Annotated in this window: 17 protein-coding genes; 16 read left to right on the plus strand and 1 reads right to left on the minus strand. The window is 40.8% G+C overall.

Annotated elements, in window-relative coordinates; all coding sequences use genetic code 11:
* Nucleotide 1: 1 nt before the first annotated feature.
* Nucleotides 2-739, minus strand: coding sequence for a hypothetical protein (locus GSQ19_RS00570; RefSeq protein ID WP_011320861.1), 738 nt, complete (start codon nt 737-739; stop codon nt 2-4).
* 384 nt (nt 740-1123) lie between these two features.
* On the opposite strand from GSQ19_RS00570, the gene GSQ19_RS00575 reads away from it, so the two are divergent.
* The 16 genes from GSQ19_RS00575 (at nt 1124) to GSQ19_RS00645 (ending at nt 24918) form a co-directional block, all read left to right on the plus strand.
* A complete protein-coding gene (locus GSQ19_RS00575; protein ID WP_158647775.1) occupies nt 1124-3472 on the plus strand; it encodes a two-partner secretion domain-containing protein in 2349 nt (782 codons plus the stop codon).
* A complete protein-coding gene (locus tag GSQ19_RS00580) occupies nt 3469-5295 on the plus strand; it encodes a ShlB/FhaC/HecB family hemolysin secretion/activation protein (protein ID WP_011320863.1) in 1827 nt (608 codons plus the stop codon). The genes GSQ19_RS00575 and GSQ19_RS00580 overlap by 4 nt, the downstream gene beginning before the upstream one ends.
* A 14-nt stretch (nt 5296-5309) precedes the next feature.
* Complete coding sequence (locus tag GSQ19_RS00585; RefSeq protein ID WP_224311708.1) at nt 5310-8168, plus strand: CHAT domain-containing protein; 2859 nt, start codon at nt 5310-5312, stop codon at nt 8166-8168.
* A 177-nt stretch (nt 8169-8345) separates the two neighbouring features.
* Complete coding sequence (locus GSQ19_RS30230) at nt 8346-8474, plus strand: hypothetical protein (protein WP_255449161.1); 129 nt, start codon at nt 8346-8348, stop codon at nt 8472-8474.
* Between the two features lie 44 nt (nt 8475-8518).
* Nucleotides 8519-11665, plus strand: a complete 3147-nt coding sequence (locus GSQ19_RS00590) for a TIR domain-containing protein (protein ID WP_011320865.1) — start codon at nt 8519-8521, stop codon at nt 11663-11665.
* Between the two features lie 23 nt (nt 11666-11688).
* Complete coding sequence (locus tag GSQ19_RS00595) at nt 11689-12465, plus strand: DUF928 domain-containing protein (protein WP_011320866.1); 777 nt, start codon at nt 11689-11691, stop codon at nt 12463-12465.
* Nucleotides 12466-13274: 809 nt separating this feature from the next.
* Nucleotides 13275-15119, plus strand: a complete 1845-nt coding sequence (locus GSQ19_RS00600; protein ID WP_011320867.1) for a GMC family oxidoreductase — start codon at nt 13275-13277, stop codon at nt 15117-15119.
* A 163-nt stretch (nt 15120-15282) separates the two neighbouring features.
* Nucleotides 15283-16383 (plus strand): ferritin-like domain-containing protein, encoded by a 1101-nt coding sequence (locus tag GSQ19_RS00605; protein ID WP_011320868.1) that lies wholly within the window; start codon nt 15283-15285, stop codon nt 16381-16383.
* A 47-nt stretch (nt 16384-16430) separates the two neighbouring features.
* The gene (locus GSQ19_RS00610) at nt 16431-16907 is read left to right on the plus strand and encodes a hypothetical protein (RefSeq protein ID WP_011320869.1); all 477 of its coding nucleotides are present in this window, start codon (nt 16431-16433) and stop codon (nt 16905-16907) included.
* A gap of 95 nt (nt 16908-17002) precedes the next feature.
* Nucleotides 17003-17671 (plus strand): pentapeptide repeat-containing protein, encoded by a 669-nt coding sequence (locus tag GSQ19_RS00615; RefSeq protein ID WP_011320870.1) that lies wholly within the window; start codon nt 17003-17005, stop codon nt 17669-17671.
* A gap of 254 nt (nt 17672-17925) precedes the next feature.
* Nucleotides 17926-19041, plus strand: a complete 1116-nt coding sequence (gene iolE / locus GSQ19_RS00620; RefSeq protein WP_011320871.1) for a myo-inosose-2 dehydratase — start codon at nt 17926-17928, stop codon at nt 19039-19041.
* A 232-nt stretch (nt 19042-19273) separates the two neighbouring features.
* Entirely contained in the window at nt 19274-20944 is a 1671-nt protein-coding gene (locus tag GSQ19_RS00625) for a multicopper oxidase family protein (RefSeq protein ID WP_011320872.1), read from the plus strand.
* On the plus strand, nt 20941-21330 hold the full coding sequence (locus GSQ19_RS00630; protein ID WP_011320873.1) for a YybH family protein: 390 nt from the start codon (nt 20941-20943) through the stop codon (nt 21328-21330). The genes GSQ19_RS00625 and GSQ19_RS00630 overlap by 4 nt, the downstream gene beginning before the upstream one ends.
* 37 nt (nt 21331-21367) lie before the next feature.
* Nucleotides 21368-21757 carry a DUF4904 domain-containing protein gene (locus GSQ19_RS00635; protein ID WP_011320874.1) on the plus strand — a complete coding sequence of 130 codons (390 nt, stop codon included), beginning with the start codon at nt 21368-21370 and terminating at the stop codon, nt 21755-21757.
* A gap of 197 nt (nt 21758-21954) precedes the next feature.
* Nucleotides 21955-22959, plus strand: a complete 1005-nt coding sequence (locus tag GSQ19_RS00640) for a sugar phosphate isomerase/epimerase family protein (protein WP_011320875.1) — start codon at nt 21955-21957, stop codon at nt 22957-22959.
* A gap of 6 nt (nt 22960-22965) precedes the next feature.
* Nucleotides 22966-24918: a galactose oxidase early set domain-containing protein gene (locus GSQ19_RS00645; RefSeq protein ID WP_011320876.1), complete on the plus strand. Its 1953-nt coding sequence runs from the start codon at nt 22966-22968 to the stop codon at nt 24916-24918.
* The last annotated feature ends 59 nt before the right edge of the window (nt 24919-24977 follow it).

The raw sequence follows: 24977 nt of genomic DNA on the forward strand, positions 1-24977 counted from the left end.
CCTAATTTAAAAGTAAGTTTGTCATCGTATGGATTAATTCTTCTGGCGGTGCTTCTAAGTCAATCGTTTGTATATGACCAGATGCTACTAATTCTTTAGCTCGTTCATCAGTTGTATCTCCATTCAAAGCAGAAGCAATTTTATCTGCCGTTCTCCCACTACCAGCAATCACTATCACTAACCGTCCAGCAATCACACTATTTAAGGCATCAATAAAGCTAATTTCACCACCATTAATGAGGACAGTAATCGAAGGTAAGTTATTAGCTAAAAGAGTTGCTACCTTTACTATCCAGGGAGATTCATCACCCCATTGACTGCCAGGAATTAGTACAAAATGAGTATGATGTGGCTCCAGAGGTGTAGCATCATCAGCCAGGACAATGGTTTGATTGGGTAGAATTACTTTTGCTGTGGGCGCTACACCAATTAAAGGAAACTGGCCATTGATTTGGCTACGGGCATCACCCATCAATCGCATCACTCCCGCATCCGTTCCACCATCTACTACATAAGCCCCCAAGCTTTGGGCAATTGGCGCTAGAACTTTCACAAATAGGCTTTGGATACGCAAAAAGTCAGCTTCGCTAATCTGACTAGCACCCCCTACAATGACTAAAACGGGACGGGAATTACTTAGCCCTAATTGCTCTAGCGCCTCCGGTAACTCTGCGGTTTCGGATACCGTAACTGCTGCTGCTTGGTTAGATCTGAAATTTAGCCTGAAAAAATTTACCATTTATTCGCAGTAGAAGTTGCAACAACTTAAGTATTTTACGTAGTAATTCTCAGTTTCATGTCTAATATGCAATTCATAATCCTTATAACTTAATGTATTGAAATTGACATTAAATTCAGTTACATAGTAAAAATAACCAATTTTTCAGAGAATGAGTAGAGCTATAGCAAAAATTCTTGTAACTACTTCTGATAATAGGTTTATCTCTATTAACCAATGATTACCTACTACTATTTCCGAAGCATATACAGAAAAATCAATTACAAAAAACTATACATTAATCTAAAAAAATTACTATGTAAATTCTTGACAAAGTGTAGTGTATCGTTTTTAATTGGTAACAACTTATTCCCAGTCTTTAAGTAACATAACTTCAATTCCATAGTGAATAACAGCAGGAACTTTGCTCAGTCCCAGGCTGGATTGCTCCTAGCAAAAGGAACCATCATCTCAGTGTCCGTAGTATCAATATTGACCAGTGATATTAGCTCGGCACAAATTACACCGGATACGACTTTGGGTAATCAAAGCTCCCGTGTTACAACTGGTGTCAACATCAAAGGACATGAGACTGACTTAATTGAAGGTGGTGTCCAACGAGGAAGCAGCCTGTTTCACAGTTTTACAGAATTTAATGTCAACAACGGACAAAGAGTATATTTTGCCAACCCTACAGGCATTGCAGATATTTTTAGTCGAGTAACTGGGAGTAACGCTTCTCATATTTTGGGTACTTTGGGCGTACATGGTGCAGCTAATCTATATCTGCTCAATCCCAATGGTATTATTTTTGGGACAAATGCCCAGTTAGATATTCAAGGTTCTTTGTTTGCTACCACAGCCGACAGTTTTGAATTTCCTGATGGTAGTGAATTTAGTGCCACTAATCCCCAAGCACCACTGTTAACAATGAGTGTACCTGTAGGTGTACAGTATGGTTTACAGCAAACAGCAAGTATTACTAATCAAGGGAATTTGGTAACAGGAAAAAATTTGACGCTAAATGCTGGAAGTTTAGATTTACAGGGCAAACTCGAAGCTGGTGGTGATATTTCCCTAAACAGTCAGCAAGGAACAATTGATATAAATGGGGAGATTATATCTACAACTCCCAATGGAATTGCTGGAGATGTTACGATTCAAGCTGTAGGCGATATTCATATATTTAAGAACATAAAAGCCTCTAGCAACAGTGATATTATCACTAATAATGATCAGAAAAGATATAATAATATCGCAATTAATTCTACCGGAGGTTCTATTTATTTAAATGGTTCTCAATTAAATGTTACTAACTCTGGTTCCGGCTTTGCCGGAGATATCATGATTAACGCTAATGACCAAATATCCATTCTCAATGGTAGTAAGATATCTAGTAATGGAAATATGGGACGGATATTTATTGGCGTTGGCGATAGTAATAAAATTACGCCTAAAAGAGTTAATATTGATAATTCTGGTCTGAATGTAGATAATTATTCATCTGATGGTAATACAGGAAGTATAACTATTTACAGCTTTGAAGAAATTTCGATTAAAAATAGTTATATCTTAAGTGGCAGAGGCAGCATAGCTAGTAGCCGTAATGATGACGGCAGTGGGGCAAATGGTGGCACTGTAAGTATTGAATCACAAGGCTTAGTAAGTTTGGACAGTTTAGTAATATTAGCTGATGTTTTTTCTTCAGACCAAAATGGTACTGGAGGTGACATTAATATTTCCGCAGGCTCACTAATTATTAAGAATGGGTCTGAATTAGATACTTCCACATCTGGTAAAGGGAATGCGGGTGATGTGACTATTACGGCTTCAGATTCTATTTTGTTAGACAATAGTAAAATTTCCAGTAGTCTTAGGAACGCAGCAACAGGTAAGGGTGGAAATATTGCAATTACAACTAATTTTTTGACTGCTGACAAAGGAACAATAGAAGCTCAGAGTCCAGGTAAGGGAGATGGTGGCAATATCAACATCACAACACTAAATTTGTGGCTTCGCCGCCAGAGTAAAATTTCCACTACAGCAGGTGCAGAAGGATCGGGTGGTAATGGAGGTAGCATCAGGATTAATGCTAAGGGTGGATTTATCGTAGCAGTACCATCAGAAGACAGTAATATCGTTGCTAATGCTTTTGGTGGTAATGGTGGCAAGATTAACATTAGTGCCAACCGTACTCTAGGATTTCAAAATCGGGGAAAGTTGAGTCCAAATGAACTAAACGCGATTATTACCAATGGCACTAGCGAAATTAGCGCCAGTTCTGATTATGGTGAAGACGGGGAGGTAGCGATTGAAACCCTGAGCATTGACCCTACTCAGGGGCTAGTTGAATTGCCGACACAGTTAGTAGACCCTTCTCGATTAATTGCCCAAGGCTGTGGCTCTCCTAACAATAGGGTTGCTAAAGGGCAGAGTGAATTTGTGATTACTGGACGTGGGGGACTACCGCCTAGTCCTGATGATATGCTCAAGCCTGGGATTAGGTCGCCGGAATGGGTGGTAAATAATACTAGAGATTACAGTAATAATTCTGAAAGCATAATTGAAAAAGAGATGAATTTAAAGCAATTATCGTCAAATACTTCTACTCCGTTAGTAGAAGCAGTGGGGATGGTTCACAATGCCAATGGAGATGTTGTTTTGACTACTCAACCAGCAGTCGCCACTCCACTACATTATTCGGGGTTATCTAGCCAAGTCTGTGGTCTTATTCAAGGGAATGTCAGAGAATGAACCGCTTGCTGGATAGGCGATCGCCTAACGCATTTCCATACTATTCAGATCCACTCACAAAGCAAGCTCAAAACCTTGTCAGGTGTGACAATCTTACAAAATCTCTTCATCGGATTCTGTTGACAAATCGCTCTCATATATTACTGTTGCTCACGGGGTTAATTCTCGGCTTTTATCCACAACGGTTGGCGGCTCAAGTAATTCCCAATGAGGTGAAACCGCCTTCAACTCAACCACTACCGGAACCAGCACCCCTACCAGCTTTACCGCCTCCAGAACAACTCCTACCCACTACACCACAGTCACCAACTCAGCCAGATGTTAATCCGCAGACATTAGCGGAAACATTGATAGTAGATCGGTTTGAGTTTGTGGGTAACACAGTTTTTAGTACCCAAGAACTAACAAATCTGACGGCTGGTTATCTCAAACGCCCCATTACCTTTAATGATTTACTGAAGATTCGTTCAGAGTTGACGAAATTATATATAGATAGAGGCTATGTCACCTCTGGGGTAATTCTTCCGCCGCAAACTGTGAAAGCGGGGGTATTAGTGATGCAGGTGGTAGAAGGAAGTTTAGAAAAAATCAATGTCACCGGTACGCGCCGCCTTAACCCCAGCTATATCCGCGATCGCCTGGCGATTGCTGCGGGTAAACCATTATCACGCGATCGCCTACTCACAGGACTGCAACTATTACAACTCGATCCTTTAATTAAAAGCATATCTACAGATTTACAAGCCGGCATCCGTCCGGGTACGAATATTTTAGAAGTTAAAGTTACTGAAGCCGATTCTTTTAGTACTCAACTAGCGCTGGATAACCAACGTAGTCCCAGTGTGGGAAGTTTTCGGCGGCGCATTCATGTTAACGAAGCCAATTTGTTAGGGCTGGGAGATGGTTTAAATATCGGCTATACCAACACTGATGGTAGCAATGGCTTTGATGTGAGCTATAGTCTACCAGTTAACCCGCGCAACGGTAAGCTGATTTTTAGCTATGGCAATACTCACAGTAATGTTATAGAAAATCCTTTTAACTCCTTGGATATTACATCCCAGTCCAGCTACTACGAATTAACCTTCCATCAACCCCTGCTGCAAACTCCCAGCCAAGAATTCACTCTAGGAATTACCGCCAGCCACCAAAGAAGTCAAACATTTTTAGGTTTGGAAGATATCGGGCCGTTTCCTCTAGCGGTTGGTGCTGATGACGAAGGAAACACAAGGGTTTCAGCTATCCGATTTTTTCAGGAATGGAGTCAACGCAGTAGCCGACAAGTCATAGCCGCGCGATCGCAATTTAGTTTCGGGTTGGGTATTTTAGATGCCACAATCAATAACGATGAACCGGATAGCCGTTTTTTTAGCTGGCGTGGACAAGCTCAATGGTTGCGCCAGTTAGCGCCTGATACTTTACTGCTGCTACAAGCTGATATGCAGTTAGCAGATAGAAAATTGTTGGGAGTGGAACAATTTGGTATCGGTGGACAAACAAGTGTACGCGGATATCGTCAAGATCAGTTGTTAACAGATAATGGCGTGCAAGCAACCGTCGAACTTCGCCTACCGATTCTCCGCATTCCTCAAGGAGTCTTGCAAATCACGCCTTTTGTAGATGTCGGTACAGGCTGGAATCATGGCGGCGCAAATGCTGATAATACTTTAGTCAGTACGGGTATGGGTTTGCAGTGGCGACAGGGTAATAATTTCAGTGCGCGTTTAGATTGGGGTATTCCTCTGACATCTGTTGATTCCCAGAGGAAAGAAACATGGCAAGAAAACGGTTTGTATTTCTCTATTATCTATAGGCCTTTTTAGTTTGGGGATTGGATATGAGAGATGAGGATTGGGGAGTGATGGTTAGATTTAAGGAATTTTTGTGGAAACAGCGCCAGAAATTTAGGTATGGAATTTTGGCTTTTGTGATGGCTTTACTTTGTATATTTGTTTCGCCTGTGGTGGCTCGTGATAGGGGAAGTCCAGGGTTGACTGCATCTGTAGTTGCTTCTGACTTTTCACGGGATCTGGAAAACCCCTCTCCAAACCTCTCACGCCAGTTGCTTCAAGTCGGCAAAGCCGCCCAACGCACTGGCTCCCCTGCAAGGAGAGAGGCTTTAAAATTTCCCCCCTCCCTAGTAGGGAAGGGGGTTAGGGGGTTAGGTTTCGCGTTAGCTTTTCCACATAACGTGAAAAGTCAGGTAGTTGCTTCTGTTCCTCAAGAGGAAGAAGCTAAAAATCTTTATACAGCAGGGCGATTTGCAGAAGCAGTACAGCTATTACAACAAGTTTTGCCAGCTTACCAAACAAGTGGCGATACGGTGGCACAGGCGGTAATTTTGAGTAATTTGGCGCTGAATTTGCACCAATTAGGACGCATCGGTGAAGCAACTGAGGCAATTGAAAAGGCGATCGCTATTTTACAGACAAGTCCCAATTCACCACAACGCCTGTCAATTTGGGCGCAAGTGTGGGATGTCAAAGGTAGTTTGGAACTAGCCCAGGGTAAGGCGGAAGCTGCTTTGTCTGCTTGGGAAAAGTCTGCATTGCTCTATCAACAATTAAAAGACCACAATAAAGCTACCCTCGCCCAAGTTAATCAAGCCCAGGCTTTGCAGACTTTGGGACTCTATCGCCGAGAAATTACTCTCCTCCAGAATTTGACAACATCTCTGGCAAAACAACCAGACTCCCTCTCTAAGGCTGCTAGTTTCCGTAACCTGGGTGAGGCTCTTATACTTGCAGGTGATCTTAAACAGGCAGAAGTAAATTTACAAACTAGTCTGAAGATTGCTCAACAACTACAATCACCAGAAGCCATTGCCTCAGCTTACCTGAGTTTAGGTAATCTCGCTTATCTTCCCGGTAACAGCACACAGCAAAAAAACATCGCTCTCAATTATTACCAGCAAGCATCGGTTTTATCAACTACTGCAACTACAAAAATCTCGTCCCAATTGAATCGGTTACGTCTGTTGATTGATTTGGAACAATGGTCAAACGCCCAAGCATTATATTCCGAAATTCAAAGTCAAATTGCTAACTTACCTTTGGGACGTTCTGCTATTTACGCTCAGGTAAATTTGGCTCAAAGCCTTCTGAAATTAACAAAAAAATTCCCTAACCCCAGCCCCGAAACAATTGGTAAAATCTTGGCTGTGGCACGTCAGCAAGCAGAGCAATTACAAGATGTGCGAGCCGGGTCTTTTGTCTTAGGTAATCTTGGACACTTGTATGAACTATCTCACCAATGGTCTATAGCCCAAGATTTGACCAGAAAGGCGCTGAATTTGTCCCAGTCGATTCACGCACCAGATATTGACTATCGTTGGCAGTGGCAACTGGGGCGGGTTCTCTGCCAAGGTAAACGCCAGTGTGAACAGCAGGGTGATATGCAGGGAGCCATTGCCGCCTATACAGAAGCATTTAATACTTTACAAAATATCCGTACGGATTTAATTGCCACAAATAAAAATGTGCAGTTTTCTTTCCGGGAAACAGTAGAGCCTGTATATCGCCGTTTAGTAGATTTGTTACTCCAATCCTCAGCACCGAGTCAGGACAACCTAATACAAGCTCGCAACGTGATTGAAGCATTACAAGTGGCAAAATTGCAAAACTATTTGCAACAAACTTGTCAAGATACTCGATTAGAACTTGATCAGGTGATTGATTCTAAAGACCAAACATCGGCAATTATCTATGCAATTATTTTGGATGACCGTGTAGAAGTTATCCTCAAGCGACCGAATCAAAAACTTGATCATTATGCTACCAAGCCCCAAGAGAAAATTGAAGAGGTTGTAAAGCGTCTGTATCAAAATCTGCAAGAAGTGGGTAGTTATGAAGAAGTGCAACAGGATGGTCAACAAGTTTATAGCTGGTTGATTCAACCAATAGAAAAAAAGCTAAAGGAAAGTAAAATTAAGAACTTGGTTTTTGTCTTGGATGGCTTTTTACGTAAAATTCCGATGGCTAGCCTTTATGATGGTCAGCAATATCTAGTAGAAAAATATGCTGTCTCCTTAGCTTTGGGGTTACAAGTCCGTGAACCAAAGCCATTAAACAGGTCAAAAATGCAGGTTTTAGCCGCCAGCTTGACTGAACCACCTAATAAACCAGGATTTTCCGGCTTTTCTCGATTAGCAAATGTTAATCAAGAAGTGAGGGAAATTAAAAATACAGGAATAGCGGTTCATTGGATTACTGACAAAGAATTTACCACCAAAAACTTTAACCAAAAACTGAACACCTCTAATTTTGATGTCATCCACTTAGCAACCCACGGTCTATTTAGTGCAGATAGAGAAAATACTTTTGTGGTGACAGCAGATGGAAAGTTAAAGATAGATGATTTTGATCAATTGTTTATTGACCAACAGCAAAACAGCACTCATAAAATTGAACTACTGATTCTGAGCGCCTGTCAGACAGCTACGGGTAACGACCAAGCAGTAATGGGGATTGCGGGAGCTACAGTCCAAGCAGGTGCTAGTAGTGCGATCGCCAGTTTGTGGGATCTAGACGATGAAGCTAGCGTTCCATTCATTAAGGAATTTTATCAACATCTAGGACAACCAAACATTAGCAGAGCCGAAGCACTGCGTTTAGCACAGCAAGCTCTACTCAAAAACCCAAAATACGATCATCCTCGTTATTGGGCCCCCTATGTCTTAATTGGTAGTTGGCTTTGATGACTGATCTCTAGAATTTATATTCTTGCCGTTTTACTTAAGTATGATTACCATTGTTTTAGTATACTTTATTCTTTCAACATATATCACTTGAATATCTTTGACCCAGGCGATCGCCATTAGGGACTTCCAGATAAAAATTATCCACAATGTAGGGTGCGTCAGTATGAATAATTTATGAGTATAGCTAGCTCATATCGCACTGACGCACCCCGCCACACCATCAATCTCGCATCATTTATTTTGAATTTTTGGCGCACCCTACTCTGGGAGTTCTCCGCAGGAGTAGCCGTAGCCTATGAGTGAATTTTGTAGCTTGCTTCCTGTAGGGTATTTTGAATTGGTTTAATATGAATAAATTTAAAAGTGCATTTATTTCTTATGGACGAGCAGATAGCAAAGCCTTTGCAACTAAGCTATATCAGCGATTTGTAGAAGCAGGACTAGAAATTTGGTTTGACCAAAACGATATTCCTTTAGGTGTGGATTTCCAAAACCAAATAGACGACGGAATTGAGAAATCAGACAATTTTCTGTTTATCATTGCGCCTCATTCAGTCAACTCTCCCTATTGTGGTAAAGAAATAGATTTAGCACTCCGCCGGAATAAACGCATTATTCCCTTGCTGCACGTAGAGCAAATTACTCAAGAAACTTGGCAACAACGCAACCCTGGACGTGACGCTAGTGAGTGGGAAAAATATCAAGCCAAAGGGTTACATTCCAGTTTTCCTAATATGCACTCAGCTATTAGTAAGATTAACTGGGTATACTTCCGCGAAGGTATAGACGACTTTGAGAAATCATTGGCGGGACTGTTGGAGTTATTTCGCCGCCATCAGGATTATGTACATCAACACACCTATTTTTTAGCCAAAGCCCTGGAATGGGAGCAAAAACAACAACAATCACAATACCTGTTAATTGGTGAAGAACGAGAACAAGCTGAAAATTGGCTAAAAATTAGGTTTAAAGATGAACAAGCGCCCTGTGAGCCAACCGATTTACACTGCGCCTTTATTTGTCAGAGTATCAAGAATGCTAACAACCTGATGACTCAGGTGTTCCTCTCCTACTCCGAAAAAGAGAGGATGTTTATGGAAAAAATTGCCAAAATTTTGATGCGAGAAAGCTTTACAGTTTGGACTAACAAAACAGATATTCAATCTGGAGCAGATTTTACCGAGTCGATTAATCGAGGTATTGAGGAAGCAGATAATGTGGTTTTTCTCTTGTCGCCAGCCTCTCTGCAATCAGAATACTGTCAACTGGAACTAACTTATGCTTTTTCTCTCAAAAAGCGGATTATTCCCCTGTTGCTTGAACCAGTGGATCTAGAGCAGATTCCTGTGGAATTACGTATTTTGCAGTTCATCGACTTTACAGATCAAGAAGAGGAGGGGAAAGAATCTGCCGATACTGATAGGCTCATTAATGTGCTGCGTCGAGATGCGGCTTACTACGAGCAACATAAAATCTTACTAGCAAAAGCTCTCAAGTGGGAACGACAAAAACGTAATCCTAGTATTTTGTTGCGTAATCACAATCTGCGTAACGCTGAAGCCTGGTTAAAGATAGCTCAACAAAACACACAACATCCACCCATACCTTTACAAACAGAATTCATCACTGAAAGCAGCAAGCAACCGCCAGAAGCGGCGCTGGATGTATTTATTTCCTACTCTCGTGCTGACTCTGACTTTGCCCGTAAACTTAACGATACCCTGCAAATTCAAAACAAGACTACTTGGTTTGATCAGGAGAGTATCGCCTCTGGTACAAATTTTGAGCAAGAGATTTACCGAGGAATAGAAAGCGCCAACAATTTCTTATTTATTATTTCGCCTAAATCTATCAGTTCACCCTACTGCGTGACTGAAGTAGAATATGCGATGAATTTAAATAAGCGAATCGTGACCGTTTTATATCGGGACATAGGAGAAGCAACCCTTCATCCTGGGTTAGCAAAAGTGCAGTGGATTGATTTCAGCCCACGAGACACAGACTTTCTGACTAAATTCGGGGAACTAACCAGAACATTAGATTCAGATCCAGAATATGTGCGATCGCACACTCGGATTTTTCTGAGGGCAAAGGAGTGGGAAGATCACAATCGGGACAATAGCTTCTTACTCCGGGGCAAAGATTTGCTAGCCTCTGAGGAATGGTTGAAGCAATCTGATCATAAACAACCAGCCCCCACAACTTTACAATTAGATTATCTCGCTGCCAGTCAAGCTCTCCCCTATCGCAAAATTAAGCTGCGTAGTGTCTTGTTGACTAGCTTGGCTGTGACAACAATAGTTTTTATTGCCAGGTTCCTTGGATTCACTCAGTCCTTAGAACTAGCAATGTATGACCGGATGATGTCGTTACGTCGTGATGAACCACAGGATGAACGATTTTTAATGGTTGATGTTGATCCTCAAAGTCTTGAGGCGTTGAATGAAGACAAAAGATATTCGGGTGGTAGAGGTTCAATTCCTGATCAAGCTTTAGACGATGTACTCAAAATTCTTTCCCAGTCCCAACCCAGTGTCATTGGGTTAGATTTTGTCCGTGATTTTCATGCCGAAGGTAGCCTAAAAGAGCGTTTGCAGCAAACTAAAAACTTATTTACGGTCTGTAAGAACAGTTATGTAAGGGATAGTGAAAAAATTCGTGGCTTTAAACATCCCCCAGAAGTGCCTTTAGCGCGAATTGGGTTTAGCGACTTGGTTGATGATGATGCTAAAGGTGGTCGTTTTGTGCGCCGACAATACTTGATGCAAAGTCCAGACCCTAAATATTGCAATACAAGGGAAGCTTTTAGTTTAGTAATTGCTCGTCACTATCTAGAAGCCCAAGGTCAAAAGTACATTTCTCCTCTCGATATCAAGAGCAAAAGATATGTCCAGGATATGCAGTTCGGTAAAACCCGCATTCCCCAATTACTAGGAAAAGGAGGTGCTTACCAGGATATAAATAACCAGTTGGAAGGATATCAAACAATGCTCAAATATCGTCTTTCTGGAGGTGTTCCCTACAATTTTGCCCCTAGAAAGAATATTTTAGAAGTTTTAAACAATCAGGTTGCTCCTGAACAAATTAGAAACAAAATTGTACTCATTGGCTTTACTGATAGACAAACCAGACAAGCTGATTACTGGAGTACGGTCTATGGTGATGTTGCAGGCGTGACACTGCATGGACAAATGATCAGTCAGATCGTCAGTGCTACTTTAGATAATCGCCAACTCATCTGGTGGTGGCCGCTTGGTTATGAAACACTCTGGATGTTTGGTTGGGCTTTGGTAGGGGGTATTGTTTGTTGGCGATTTAACCGCACTCTCTATATAGGTATAGCGGTGGTTGGATCTATTGCCTGTCTCTTCATCATTTGCTCAGTAATTTTAGTCTATCAAAGCGGTTGGATACCTTTTAAACCACCGTTTTTGGCATTACTGGGTACTGGGGCAGGCGTATTATATTTAACTAATAACCTCCGTAAAAATTAAGCTAACAAACAGGAGATAGAAAAATGATCCGTCAACAATTATCACATAGGCAACAAAAAATTTTTCTCTGCATCTTGACCACGGTCTTTTATTTGAGTTTTCTGTCCCCTGTTTTTCTTCAGCCAGCCCAAGCACAAAACGTATTTGAGCGTATTGGTCGGCTGTTTAGCAATTCCCGACCAGAGGGGAATGCTTCTGGACGTTCACGGGGAGGGGCGACGCGATCGCAATGCTCTCAAATAGATAAAAATACCCTGATCGCATTAGTTCCCCAGAGCAATGAAGGCTTGACTACTCAGGATCATCCTCAGTTCTTATTCTATTTACCTTTTGGTGGATCTTCCCAGTCTCCTCCAGCCAAATTTAGGTTATTAAATGAACAGAAAAAGTCTGTTTTGACCAAGCCTCTACCATTTTCTTTACCAGAAACAAAAGGTATCGTCAGTATTACTCTTCCTGCTACCGAAAAACCCCTATTGATTGGACAAAGATATCATTGGTACCTCAACATCACTTGTGTGAATGAGCAGGGACTTAACACAAATATTAGTGTAGATGGTTGGATTAAACGAGTTGAAGCGGCTTCTCAGAGGGTAGTGCCAATCAAGCACATAGGATATCAATCACAGTACATTCCTTATGCGGAAAATAATATTTGGTATGAAACTGTTAGTAAAATTGCTACAAATCGCGCTACTCATCAGCAAGAATGGTCTAGTTTATTAGCATTATTTGAACTTGAAGAATTTGCTACTTCTCCCATTTATGAACTCAAATTGCAACAGCCTTCAACACTATAATTCTGTTGTTGACATAATACAAATTTCCTAGCGATGACCTATAGGCGATCGCACTGTCTTAGTCGTCCATCCTTCAAATGAAGTTACTATTTGTGAATATAGTTTTATAATTAAATATTATTTAATATATAAACTTATCAGTATTATCTATTAATATTCTTTTTAAAAATCAAATTCATGCAAGATTAATTTGCCAAATAAGTTGCGAAAACTGTAAAGAAATATTTCGGTAACACTGTATCACTTTTACTGTGTATTGCAGCAATTTATCAAGCTGTCTAGCCCCGATAAAACTTAGAAACACAAGGGCAAGATGTATTGCTTGTGGGCGATGGGCTACGCCACACCATAGGTAAAGCAGTCTAAAAAAACATTAATAATGCGTGTATTCCACACATTTTACGTAAAATTACTGATTGACGGACAAGTTTTTATGGTGATGATAATATGATGTTGTTTCCCAACGACATAACTTAAAAATTCTGTAAATCAGAGGCAATATTCATCTGTAAACTCAGAAATTGATTACTCAAAAGGTCTTCATTCTGACTAAAGGCGTTTGTCTCCTAATTTACTGGAATCGGAATTAGCTCATTAGTGTGTTACTAGACTTGATAACAGGTAAACATTACGGACTTTTCTGGAAAAATTTGCTGGCAGATTATTAAAAAGTCCATTAGTGTTGACTCCCTTAGATCAGTAATGGAGCCTTCAATAAAGACGTGGCTGAAGCAAAACTCCTCTCATTTCATATCTGGAGATATTGCTAAAGAGATTCATGTCAAAGACCAACTTTTAAGGAATAATCTATGAGCCTCAGTCAATTGGTCAATGTTGATTCTGACACAGTATCTAAAACCGTTTATGATGCTGTCATAGTTGGAACAGGGGTAGCTGGAGCCATTGTTGCCAAAGAATTGAGTCAACAGGGCAAGAAGGTTTTAATCATTGAAGCTACAGTACACAAAGATTTAACTCTTGCAGGCTTTCAAAGTTATGTTGATACCTTCTACAAAGCGGTGGATAAAAATCCTAACTCTCCCTATCCCGCTAACGCTAATGTTCCCAGCCCCACTGATTACAACGACTATTTTATAGAGAAGGGACCCATGCCTCTTGCGGGTTCCTACACCAGGGTTCTGGGCGGAACAACCATGCACTGGGAAGCAAAAACCCCACGGATGTTACCGGAAGATTTCAAGTTATCCAGTACCTACGGACAAGGTCTTGATTGGCCGATTAGCTATCACGACCTTGAGCCGTATTACCGCAAAGCCGAGCATGAAATGGGCGTTTGTGGAGACGTAGAAGAGCAGAAAAAACTAGGCCTTGAATTTCCCCAAGACTATGTTTTTCCCATGGAAAAGCTCCCCCCCTCTTACTTGGATCAAAAAGTCATTGAGAAAGTCGATGGCACCAAGGTTGAACTCTATGGCAAGACTCACACAATCAGCTTTGCTACATTTCCTCAAGCTCGTAATGGAGTACCTAACCCTAAATATGATCAAGGTAACCTCTTTGTTCCCGATGGAGTTACTACTGTCCATCCTGTTCAATATGGTGAACGTTGCCAAGGAAATGCTAACTGTGTTCCTATCTGTCCAGTTCAGGCAAAATATGATGCTCGCAGAACTTTAAGTAAAGCCTTTGAAACAGGTAGAGTTCATGTACTCTACCAAGCAGTGGCTTATAAGCTGGAATACGATCGCCAAAATGGTCGCATCACTGCCATTCACTACAAAAACTATAAAAAACCCAACTCTAGCGATTACACCACAGGAATCGCTAAGGGAACCGTATTTGTCCTAGCGACTAATGCAGTCGAAAACGCTCGGCTATTGCTCGGCTCTGACTTGCCTAACACCAGTGGATTGATAGGACGCTATTTAATGGATCACCCCTTCACCTTAGCTTGGGCTTTGATGCCTGAAGTCACTGGTACTATGCGGGGGCCTCTTGTAACATCAGGAATTGGCACATTCCGTCAAGGTGATTTTCGTAAGAAACAATCCGCCTTTGCCGTAGACATTCACAACGATGGTTGGGGATGGGCTACCGGATCACCTAAGAGTGAAGTAGAAGACGCGATCGATAACAAAAACAAATATGGACAAGAACTGCGTCAGACATTGATTAGTCGAATTTCCCGACAACTGTTGTTGGCTTTCATGTGTGAATTACTCCCTGAGTACGGTAACCGAGTCACTATCGATCCCAGACACAAAGATAAACTGGGTAATTATCGTCCCGTCATTAATTTCAACCTACCCGACTACAGTCGTAGAACCCTTGCTTACACCAGAAAAGTCTCCCGCGTCATCTTCGAGCGTTTAGGTGCAGAAGACTATACTCACTACGATCCTCAAGACCCTGCCTATTTTGAGTTTGAGGGTGAAGGCTACGTATACAAAGGTGGAAACCACTTTTCGGGAACTCATATTATGGGAACAACGCCCTCGAATTCAGTTGTTGATAGTTATCTGCGTTCTTGGGATCATAAAAATCTTTTCCTCGTCGGCGCAGGAAGTATGCCCACCATTGGTAGTTCCAATACAACCTTAACCATTGCCGCATTGAGTTTTAGAACTGCCGAGCATATCCTGCAAGAATTAAATTCTTATAATTTGCCAGCTGCTAATTTGCAAGCTCGCTAACACTTGTCATCAATAAAAATAACGCTCTATCAGATAAAAGCTTCAACACTTTGAATCCAAAAATTCATCAGAATTGAAACTTAGATATAAATAGAGTTCTCTGGCTACTTGATGACACTCCCTAGTACCCTTTACGAAGTCGAAAAACCTCGCAAATAAAACTATGACTATAGCCACCGATAGCTTAAAGTTGATTACAACGGTTGAACAATTAAAGTACTATCTCATCCAAGCAATGAAGATAGAACACGCAACCATTCCCCCTTATATGACAGCGCTTTACTCTATTAAACCCGGAAAAAATTTAGAGGCTTTTCATATTATCCGGGAGGTTGCTGTAGAAGAAATGTTACACCTAACTCTCGTAGCTAATGTTTATAATGCGGTGGGAGGCTCGTTTGCATCACCAGTCCTGACAGCACCTAACTTTATTCCCACATATCCGAGTTATTTACCTACAGGATCTACAGACTTTAAAGTAGGTTTAACCAAGTTTTCCAAAAAGACTATAGAGACCTTTCGTAAGATCGAACGTTCTAAGGATGTTGAAGAAGGTGATCCATTAGTTGAGTCTCGAAGCTTACAAGAATATTTACTAGAAGTTGTAGGCTGCGATCCGACCAAAACTTTCTACAGCATTGGCTTATTTTATGCAGAGATCATTCGTGGTCTCAATGCACTCTATAAAGAAAAAGGTCCCGACCTATTTTGCGGCGATCCTCGGCGACAAATCACCCCTGAATATTACTATAACGGTGGTGGAGATATCATCCCAGTGACCGACCTGCGTTCGGCCATGCGAGCTTTAAAAGTAATTCAAGAGCAGGGTGAAGGGTCAAGAAGTGGAACAATCTATGATGCAGAACGAGAACTAGCCCATGACTATCGTTTTCAGCAAATCCTATTAGAAAAATATTATGTGATCGACAAAGATGATCCGACAAAATCCGATCAGCCCAATGAGCCTACAGGCAAATCCTTTAACGTAGACTGGAATGAAGTTTATCCCATTAAGGATAATGCCAAACTGAGTGATTATCCAGAGGGATCGGAAGTACGTACAGCAGCCTTAGCGTTTCACTCTGCCTATAGTGAATTCCTAGCCAAAATTGAATACGCTTTTGATGGGCATCCTGAGCAGTTAGTTCCCGCAGTTGGGGGAATGTTCCGTCTCAAAGAACAAGCTAACAGTTTAATGCGTAATCCTATTCCAGGAAATCCAGGAGTGAATGCGGCTCCTATTTTTAAGTTAGATAAGCGTTAACTAAACTTTGAATTGGGATTTAAAATTTTTGCGGAGGTAAATAACGGATGGATATTAATGCACCTGAATTTAAGGAGTATTTCCTTAATCTTTCAGTAGTTCTTACAGGGTTTTCCAAGTTTCAATTGCAGGGAACAGGTTTTTCTACTCTTTATTTTGAAACCATTCGAGACATCATTGGTGGAGATATATTTGGAGAACTTTTAACAACTTTTCATAAGTTGGAACTGGAAAAAAAAGAGAAAAACCACGAATCTATTAAACAGATATTGGCATCAGAAAAATTTGGTCCCATCGCCCGCAATATCATTAAGGTTTGGTACATAGCTACTTGGTATGCACTGCCACAATCTTGGCGGGACGCTTTTGGCACCAAAGAAAAAGATGGAACCTTTGTAATCAGCGCACAGGCCTATCCAGAAGGACTTTTATGGCCGGCGATCGGTGTTAACCCACCTGGCGCAAAAGGCCAGGGATACGCAACTTGGAGCGAACCTCCTTTAGTTAGCCTTACTAAAAGCTAACATCTCTTTTGTGTAGAGTTTAACTCACACAACTGCCAAAAAAACCGTCTTTGGTTCTGAAAAAATTGCAACATTTTCTATTCTCAAGAACAAACATGAGTATTTCATCCTGGTTTTCTAGAATCTCTACTATTGCCCTCTCAATTTTCTTTAGCTTAACGATATTTAGCTCACCCGCTAACGCCTTTGTTGCTTCGGATCAGGCTAAGTTACTGGTAACAAATACCTGTGTTAATTGCGATCTATCAGGAGCCGATCTATCGAATAAAGATTTATATGGCAGCGCACTCAGTGGGGCAAATCTCTCCAACGCAAATCTCTCCAATACCCTACTCAATGATGCAAAGCTAAACGGAGCTAATCTATCAGGAGCTAATCTATCAGGAGCTATCTTGATGGGAACCATTTTCTCTAATGCCAACCTAACGGGGGCTAATCTTTCTCAGGCAGATTTGTATAATGCCCTGCTGGATAAGACAACATTATTAAACGCTAATTTAGGTGATGCAGATTTAACAGAGGCAGTTATCATTGATGCAGATTTGTCTAATGCTTTGGGGAAAAATACCAAGCTCAAAGGAGCAGTTCTTTCTAGAGCAAATTTATCGAATGCAGATTTTTCTAGTAGTTACATGAGAAATACGAGATTATCATCTGCCATTCTTAAGGGAGCTAAATTCTCTGGAGCCGACCTGTCCAATTCTCTGATGCCTGACGGGACTACTTATAACGGAAGTGTCTCTAAGTTTGGAGCTATTCAGTAAAAACTGAATCTGAACGATAATCTTGATGATGAGTCCTGAGAATATTTGAACACTCATCCTCGCAAAGATATATCAATTCATTCTTCAATTCTTCACTTGAAGCGGTGCTGACACTTTAAATTTCGAGAAAATTTTCACACCGCTTTAAGTCTACTCCCATGTTTAGCAATGAGTTTTATATATATTTGACTCATTGCTAATTATTTGAGAATTCTAATTTCATCACCTAGCTAAAGATTAGGAATCACTAAGTCATGTTGACAAAGAATGAGCGGAAGACAAATAAATCATCGATTTTGTCCAAAATCCAAAAAATTAGCCGTTTATTTGCCCTATCATTTGTCTTTATCTTTGTGGGCATAAATAGCTTAACACTTCCCGCTACGGCTGCTCCCAGCGGAAACAATTCAGTTCTAGTATCTCTGGTTTCTCCTTCATCTAAACCTACACTCTTAAACCCAACATTTGACCCCAAAAAAGTAGATTTGGGCATTACTCCCACTGGTTGGAGTAATAGTGATGACCTGACTATTGATCTTAATCCTCCTATCCCTTACGAGCAGATTTTAAGTGAAATGGCACTATCTGGCTTCAAGGGTTCGCAAATGTCACCTAAATTTCCGAAAAAAATAAAGGATTTAAAAAAAGAGTTAAAACTTCGTGAGTTGAAAATTTCTGAACCTTGGGTAGGAACTTTATTCACCGAGGGAAAGGAAGATGAAACCCTTAAAGAATTCGACAAACAAGTGGCTTTCATGAAGGAAATGAAAGGCAAAAATATTGTTGTTGCTGAATTGGGTGGTGCTGTTCATCAAAAAAAATGTGTAGACCCTCTAGTTAACAGACCTCGTTTTACCGACGCGCAATGGGCAGATTTATTTAAGGGGCTAAATAAACTGGGTTCATTGGCAAAAGAAAACGGTATGCAGTTGGTTTATCACCCTCACATTGGTACGGGAGTAGAAGACTTCGCTGATATTGACCGTTTGATGCAAGGTACTGATTCCGAAAATGTTAAGCTGCTTCTCGATACTGGTCATTTGTACTATGCAGATGTTGATCCTCTAGCAGTCACTAAAAAGTATGCTAACCGGATCAAACACGTCCATCTAAAAAATATCCGTCAACCAATTTTAGATGAATCGAAAAAAACTGGTCGTAGCTTTTTAGATTCTATCCGAGCCGGGATATTTACTGTTCCGGGAGATACAGACGGTGCAATTGATTTTCAGCCAATTTTACAAGAACTTGCTAAAGCTAAATATGAAGGATGGCTAATGGTAGAGGCAGAACAAGATCCAAACAAAGCTAATCCTTTAACATATGCTTTAATGGCTCGTAATTATTTACGCCAAGTGACCGATTTATAACCGATTTCAATTGCTACATAAATTTGTAGCAATCCATAGAAACCTGGGTACACTAACCAAATTTGGGAAGCTGTTTCATATCTAATTTGCACACTTAAATTGCATCAAATCATTGTGTAATATTATTCCTATTGAGGATGTCAAATATGGAACAGCTTTACCAATTTCTAAACTTGCATATTTGTTAATTATTCATGGTTGATTCAAATAACAAAACCTAAATCTTCCTCAAATGCTGAAAAATTGGCAAAAGATATCTTTCTTAATACTGACAGTTTTAGCGTTCATCCTACACCCAATACTTTGTCAATCTGCTATAGCACAGCCAGTAGCATCTGATGTCAAGCCTGGTTGTGAGAAAAAAGTCATCGATATTCAGGAATATGGAGGTTTACCTTTTCAGAATCCAGAGGAAATTAAATCCCAAAACGGCTTATTAGAGACAACTATAGAAGTCAAGTATGGAGAAAATAAGATTGCTGGATGTGATGTCAAACTTCGTTCTTATAACGGGAAATTGGTAGGACCAACATTGCGAATTCAATCAGGAGATACTCTAAATATTAATTTAATTAATAGTCTACCCCCAGAAACAAATCCATCAACGCCAGCTAATCACAACAAGCCCCACGCCTTTAATATTACTAATTTTCACACCCACGGTCTTCATGTTTCTCCTGATGGAAATAGTGACAATGTGCTGCGTGAAATGGCACCAAAAAAAGATTTGAATGGGAACTCCCCCGAATACCCTATTGAAATAAAACTACCAGAAATTCATCCAGGGGGAACTGATTGGTATCATTCGCACTTTCATGGTTCAACTGCACTACAAGTGTCTAGTGGAATGGCGGGAGCTTTAATTGTAGAAGGAGGACTTGATCGTCTACCAGAAATTGCAGCAGCAAAAGAAAAGATATTTGTTCTTCAACAAATTGCTTACAATGAAAAAGGAGAATTAGAAGACTATGATGATTTAAAACCTAATAAATGGCAGCAATCACAACGTCAAATCACAATTAATGGGCAAATTGTTCCCACCATTGAAATGCAACCTGGTGAAGTTCAACATTGGCGTTTCATTCATGCGGGGATACGTGAAGGGATTAATTTAGAATTGCGACACGTCGATGATTCTCGCCGTATCAAACTGCACGAAATAGCAGTAGATGGAATTCCCTTGGATCACTTAGATTCGTGGGATAGGATTGAACTTGAACCGGGTTACCGTAGCGATGTGCTAGTCAAAGGTGAACCCCTCCACGAAGGACAGGAATCTCAAGAATATTTCTTGATAGATTCCCCTAGTATTCCAGAAAAATCACTGATGGGAGTGGGAGAAGCAGGACATATTCTCGCCAAAATTGTGGTCAAAGGTTCACCTCTAAATATGGAATTGCCTAATGATTCTGAACTAGCAGCAGTGAAAATGAAAGAAGCTCCTGCTGATATTCTGGCGGAAGAGATTAGTGGTTCTCAAAAAATTGTGTTTGGTCTAACCTGCATTCCGGAAAATTGTCAGCAAACGACAAAAGTGAATTTTGAAATTAACGGAAAAGAATTTAACGGTGAACCTCGCAATTTAACATTGACGAAAGTAGAAGAATGGATATTAGAAACTGGTAAATCTGTAGTTCCTTCTCATCCTTTTCATATTCATGTCAATCCCTTTCAATATACGCGCATTGGGCCTGATAACAAACCAGAAACTATTTGGCGTGATACGTTGCTTGTCTCCCAGAATCGACCAGAAATAGTCAAAAGTCGCTACACGGATTTTACTGGCACATTTGTTCTACACTGTCATATTTTAGATCATGAAGATCAAGGAATGATGGAACTAGTGCAGATATTAGATGAAAGTAAAAAAATTACGTTTTTACCAAAGGAGGAAAACAAATGAAACTGCATGATCAAGATCAAATCAGACGCATATTTGAAGAAGTATATCCTGATAATGTCCGGGCGGGAGATTTATCTGCTTATGCCGATATGTATACAGAAGATGCTTTATGGATGCCACCTAATGGACTCGATCGCTGCGGTATACCGGATATTTTAGAAGGCTTTGCAGACACAATTGCTGATAAAGATATCGATCCGATTTTTACAGCTGAAGAAATCGAAGTCAAAGGTGATTCTGGTTATGTCATCGGTATTTCTTTGGCTACCATTTGCCCAAAAGACGGCAGTCCATCAACACAAGTCAAATATCGAGCTTTATGGTTGATGAAAAAAGATGGCGATCGCTGGAAAATTGCTCGTCAAATTTGGAATGTAAAACCTTAATAATTTTGTAAAATTCCAATTCCTGGAACCTAATAAAATGGCTACAGAAAAATATCATGAGATACTCAAAAAATACTTTCTGTCTTTTGAAACTGGTGATTTTTCACAAGTACAGTTCTCTTGCAACCTTGAGTTTCTGAGTCCCATTAGTGGTAACACTTTGAAAGGAACTGAAGAAGTTATCCCTTTTTTAAAGGGTGTGACGACTCGTGTGGCAGAAGTGAACATTATGTCAACCACTGTTGAATACCCAAGAGCAAGTGGTGTATGGCAAATGAGGACAACAAAAGGAACTTTATACACCCTACACAACTTCTTTCGTCTTGACGAAGAAGGTATTGTCTATGTTTGGCCGATGTTCGATCCAAAAGCTGTGATGGAAAATCCAGACGCTTTAATTCAATGGCTAACGGGTAAGGACTACTAATAGTTCACCAACCCAAAATTGCTGGGCTAGGGCAAGCAGGGGGAGCAGGGGAAGCAGAGGGAGCAGGGGGAGAAGTCGCAAGGAGGGTTTCCCTCCGGGCGAACTTCGGGGGAGAAAGAGATTTTTTTTGCTGCTATTAACCTTGCAAAGTTCTCTTGGCAGACTACTAAGTAATACCAACTCAACAAAATAACAAAATGACTAAACTACCTGCAACATCTGATATTTACATCAGCTTTTTCATGTTTACCACCAATTTGCAACCCGATAACTTGGATTATCGGCGAATTGTGGTAGCTCATATTAAGAAACTACAAAGATTTGGTTATAGTGGGTTTGAATTTCCCATTGCTCCTGGACTTCCTGAAAATTATGCCCAAGATTTAGAAAATTACACGAATCTACGCCATTATTTGGACAGTGAAGGGTTAGAAAATGTGAAAATTTCTACTAACGTGGGAGCTACCCGCACCTTTGACCCTTCTTCTAACTATCCAGAACAGCGACAAGAAGCCCTAGAGTATCTGAAGTCACGGGTTGATATCACCGCAGCCTTAGGGGGTGAAATTATGATGGGGCCAATTGTCATCCCTTATGGTGTTTTTCCGACAACAGACTTCAACGAGCCTATCTGGAGTGATGAACTTCAAGAACATCTCAAAGTTCGTTATGCTAATGCCCAACCTATTCTGGATAAGTTAGGTGAATACGCAGAGATCAAAAAAGTTAAATTAGCCATTGAACCGATAACCCATTGGGAAACACCAGGCCCCAACAAATTATCTCAATTAATCGAGTTTCTCAAAGGCGTTAAGAGTAAACAAGTGGGAGTAGTCATTGATAGCGCCCACGAAATTTTGGATGGCGAGGGGCCGGAGATATTTAAAACACAAGTGGAGTACCTTGCTCAACAAGGAAGACTGCACTATGTCCAAGTCTCTCCTCCAGACCGGGGCGCTCTTCATACCAGTTGGCTTCCTTGGAAATCTTTTTTAACACCCATTGTCAAAGTTTATGACGGCCCGATCGCCGTGGAAATTTTCAATGCTATCCCTGCTTTTACCAATTCACTACGTCTGACTCGACGTAAATTTTGGATACCTGATGAAGATCCTCCAAATCAATACCCCAATGCTTACGATATTGCTGATGAAGCCATCAAGGTAACTCGAAAAGAATTAAAGAAAATTGGCTCTAAATAGTTGACTATGATAGTCTCCAAATCAAAACGTCTGACAATTGTCTCGGTTTTTATCATCTTTATCCTGGCTTTCGTTATTAGTCTCTGCGGTTGGGAACAGGCGATCGCCGCCCCCATAATTGGCACAAAAGAAGAAATGGGGGCTTGGGAAACTCTACCTATGCCCCCTCTAGAAGACAGAATGCAGTCTGTGCATACGATACTGCTACCGAATGGAAAAGTTTTAGTAGTTAATGGTAGTAGTTTTCGCACCACTCAAGTAAAAGAACAAGAGAACGTCGATCTGGTTGAGGGAGTTGATGTCAGAAATTATGATGTCATCAATAATACAGGTCTTCTCGATCCTGTAACTGGAAAATTTGAGCGCATTCCCTCCCCACCATCTATCCAGGCTGGGGAAACCAATGATTTATTCTGCACCGGACATCTACAACTATCCAACGGTAACATTCTTTTTGTCAGTGGAACTGGGCGCTATTACCCAGGAGGTGCATTTACAGGTAATAGACAAATCAACCTGTATAACTGGAAAACCGGAACGTGGTCGGCGCTAAAACCACTCAAACAAGGAAGATGGTATCCCAGTTTGATTTCCCTTGCTGATGGTAAAGTTGTCATCTTTTCAGGACTAAAAGTTGATGCGCCTAATCAAATCAATCCCACTTTAGAAATCTACGATCCAAAAACAGAAAAGCTCCAGTACATCGACCTCACAACTGTCAAGAATAGTCCTTTCAATACCAAACTCAAAGATGTAGATAGCTACGATAGTATAGACCTCTATCCTCGCGTCTTTCCTACTGCTGATGGTAGACTTTTAATTACCGGAGACGAGGCTGGTATTGCTGGGGTTTTAGTCCCACATAGCAGCAAAAAAAGCTATTTAATGTCTATCAAGGAGAATACAGAAGGTACATTATCTGTCAGCTTTGAAGTAGGCCCAGATAGAGCAGAAAGCTCTAAAGCCTATGGAACAGCCCTACAAGTTCCCAACTCAGAAGATGTCTTACTTCTTGGTGGAATTATCGGCACTAACAGCATCAACTTTGGGCGGTTAAATAATACTCAGGGTTTCCCACCAGGATCAAGAGTCGCTACTAGTTTACAGCGTTGGCTATCTCCGGCAAAAAGTGGTGAAAAGAACGGAAAGTGGGAAATAGTGCCAAACTTTTTAGATAAGCCCAGAGCTAATCTCCAATCTGTAATTTTACCAACGCAGGAAATATTAGTTGTTAATGGTGGCCAATATCCAGAGTACAAGCCTGTCTATGAGCCTCTATTGATGACTGCTGCTCAGGATGCTCCTGGGGGTTATCAAACCAAGCCGATGAATCCAGCAAAACTCCCCAGGCTGTATCATAATGGTGCATTATTATTACCAGATGCTCGTGTTTTAGCGATCGGTGGTAATGCGAACCGAGCCTTAAGGGATGAAGATGGCACTGTTCATGTTGATATATTGCAAGATGCCAAAACCTATTATAAATTCGCCGATTTGAGAGATAAATCTGGGCAGAAGAAGGAATTTAATCTAGAAGAATATTATCAAAATCCTCAGAGCTATTTTGCCAAAGGCGACGAAGAACCCTTTGTGCCTGCGGAAATTTGGCAAGGAGAAGTATTTAGTCCTCCTTATCTATTTAAGCCTGGTTCTCGCCCTAAAATTGTTAAAGCTCCTAGTAGTTTGGCATACAGTCAATCTAATACGATATCTGTCAAGAATGCGACTCAAGATGGTTCTCTAGTCCTGGTAAAACTGGGGGCAGTAACTCACTCTTTTGATTATGGACAACGTTTAGCACAATTGCCTATAGAAAATGTTGTTTTAGCAGATGAGTCTTCCATCAGCTTTAAAACTCCAGAAAATAAAAACCTTTATCCTCCTGGGTATTACATGATGTTTTACCTCAACAACGTAGGCAAGCCTTCCTTGGCGAAGATAGTCAAGCTTGCAGCTTAACCCTATGTTGTTACTTTGGCATGAGCATAATTGGCAACTTGCAAACCGAGGAATTAATT

This window comes from Trichormus variabilis 0441 (genome assembly GCF_009856605.1).
Classification (GTDB): Bacteria; Cyanobacteriota; Cyanobacteriia; order Cyanobacteriales; family Nostocaceae; genus Trichormus; species Trichormus variabilis.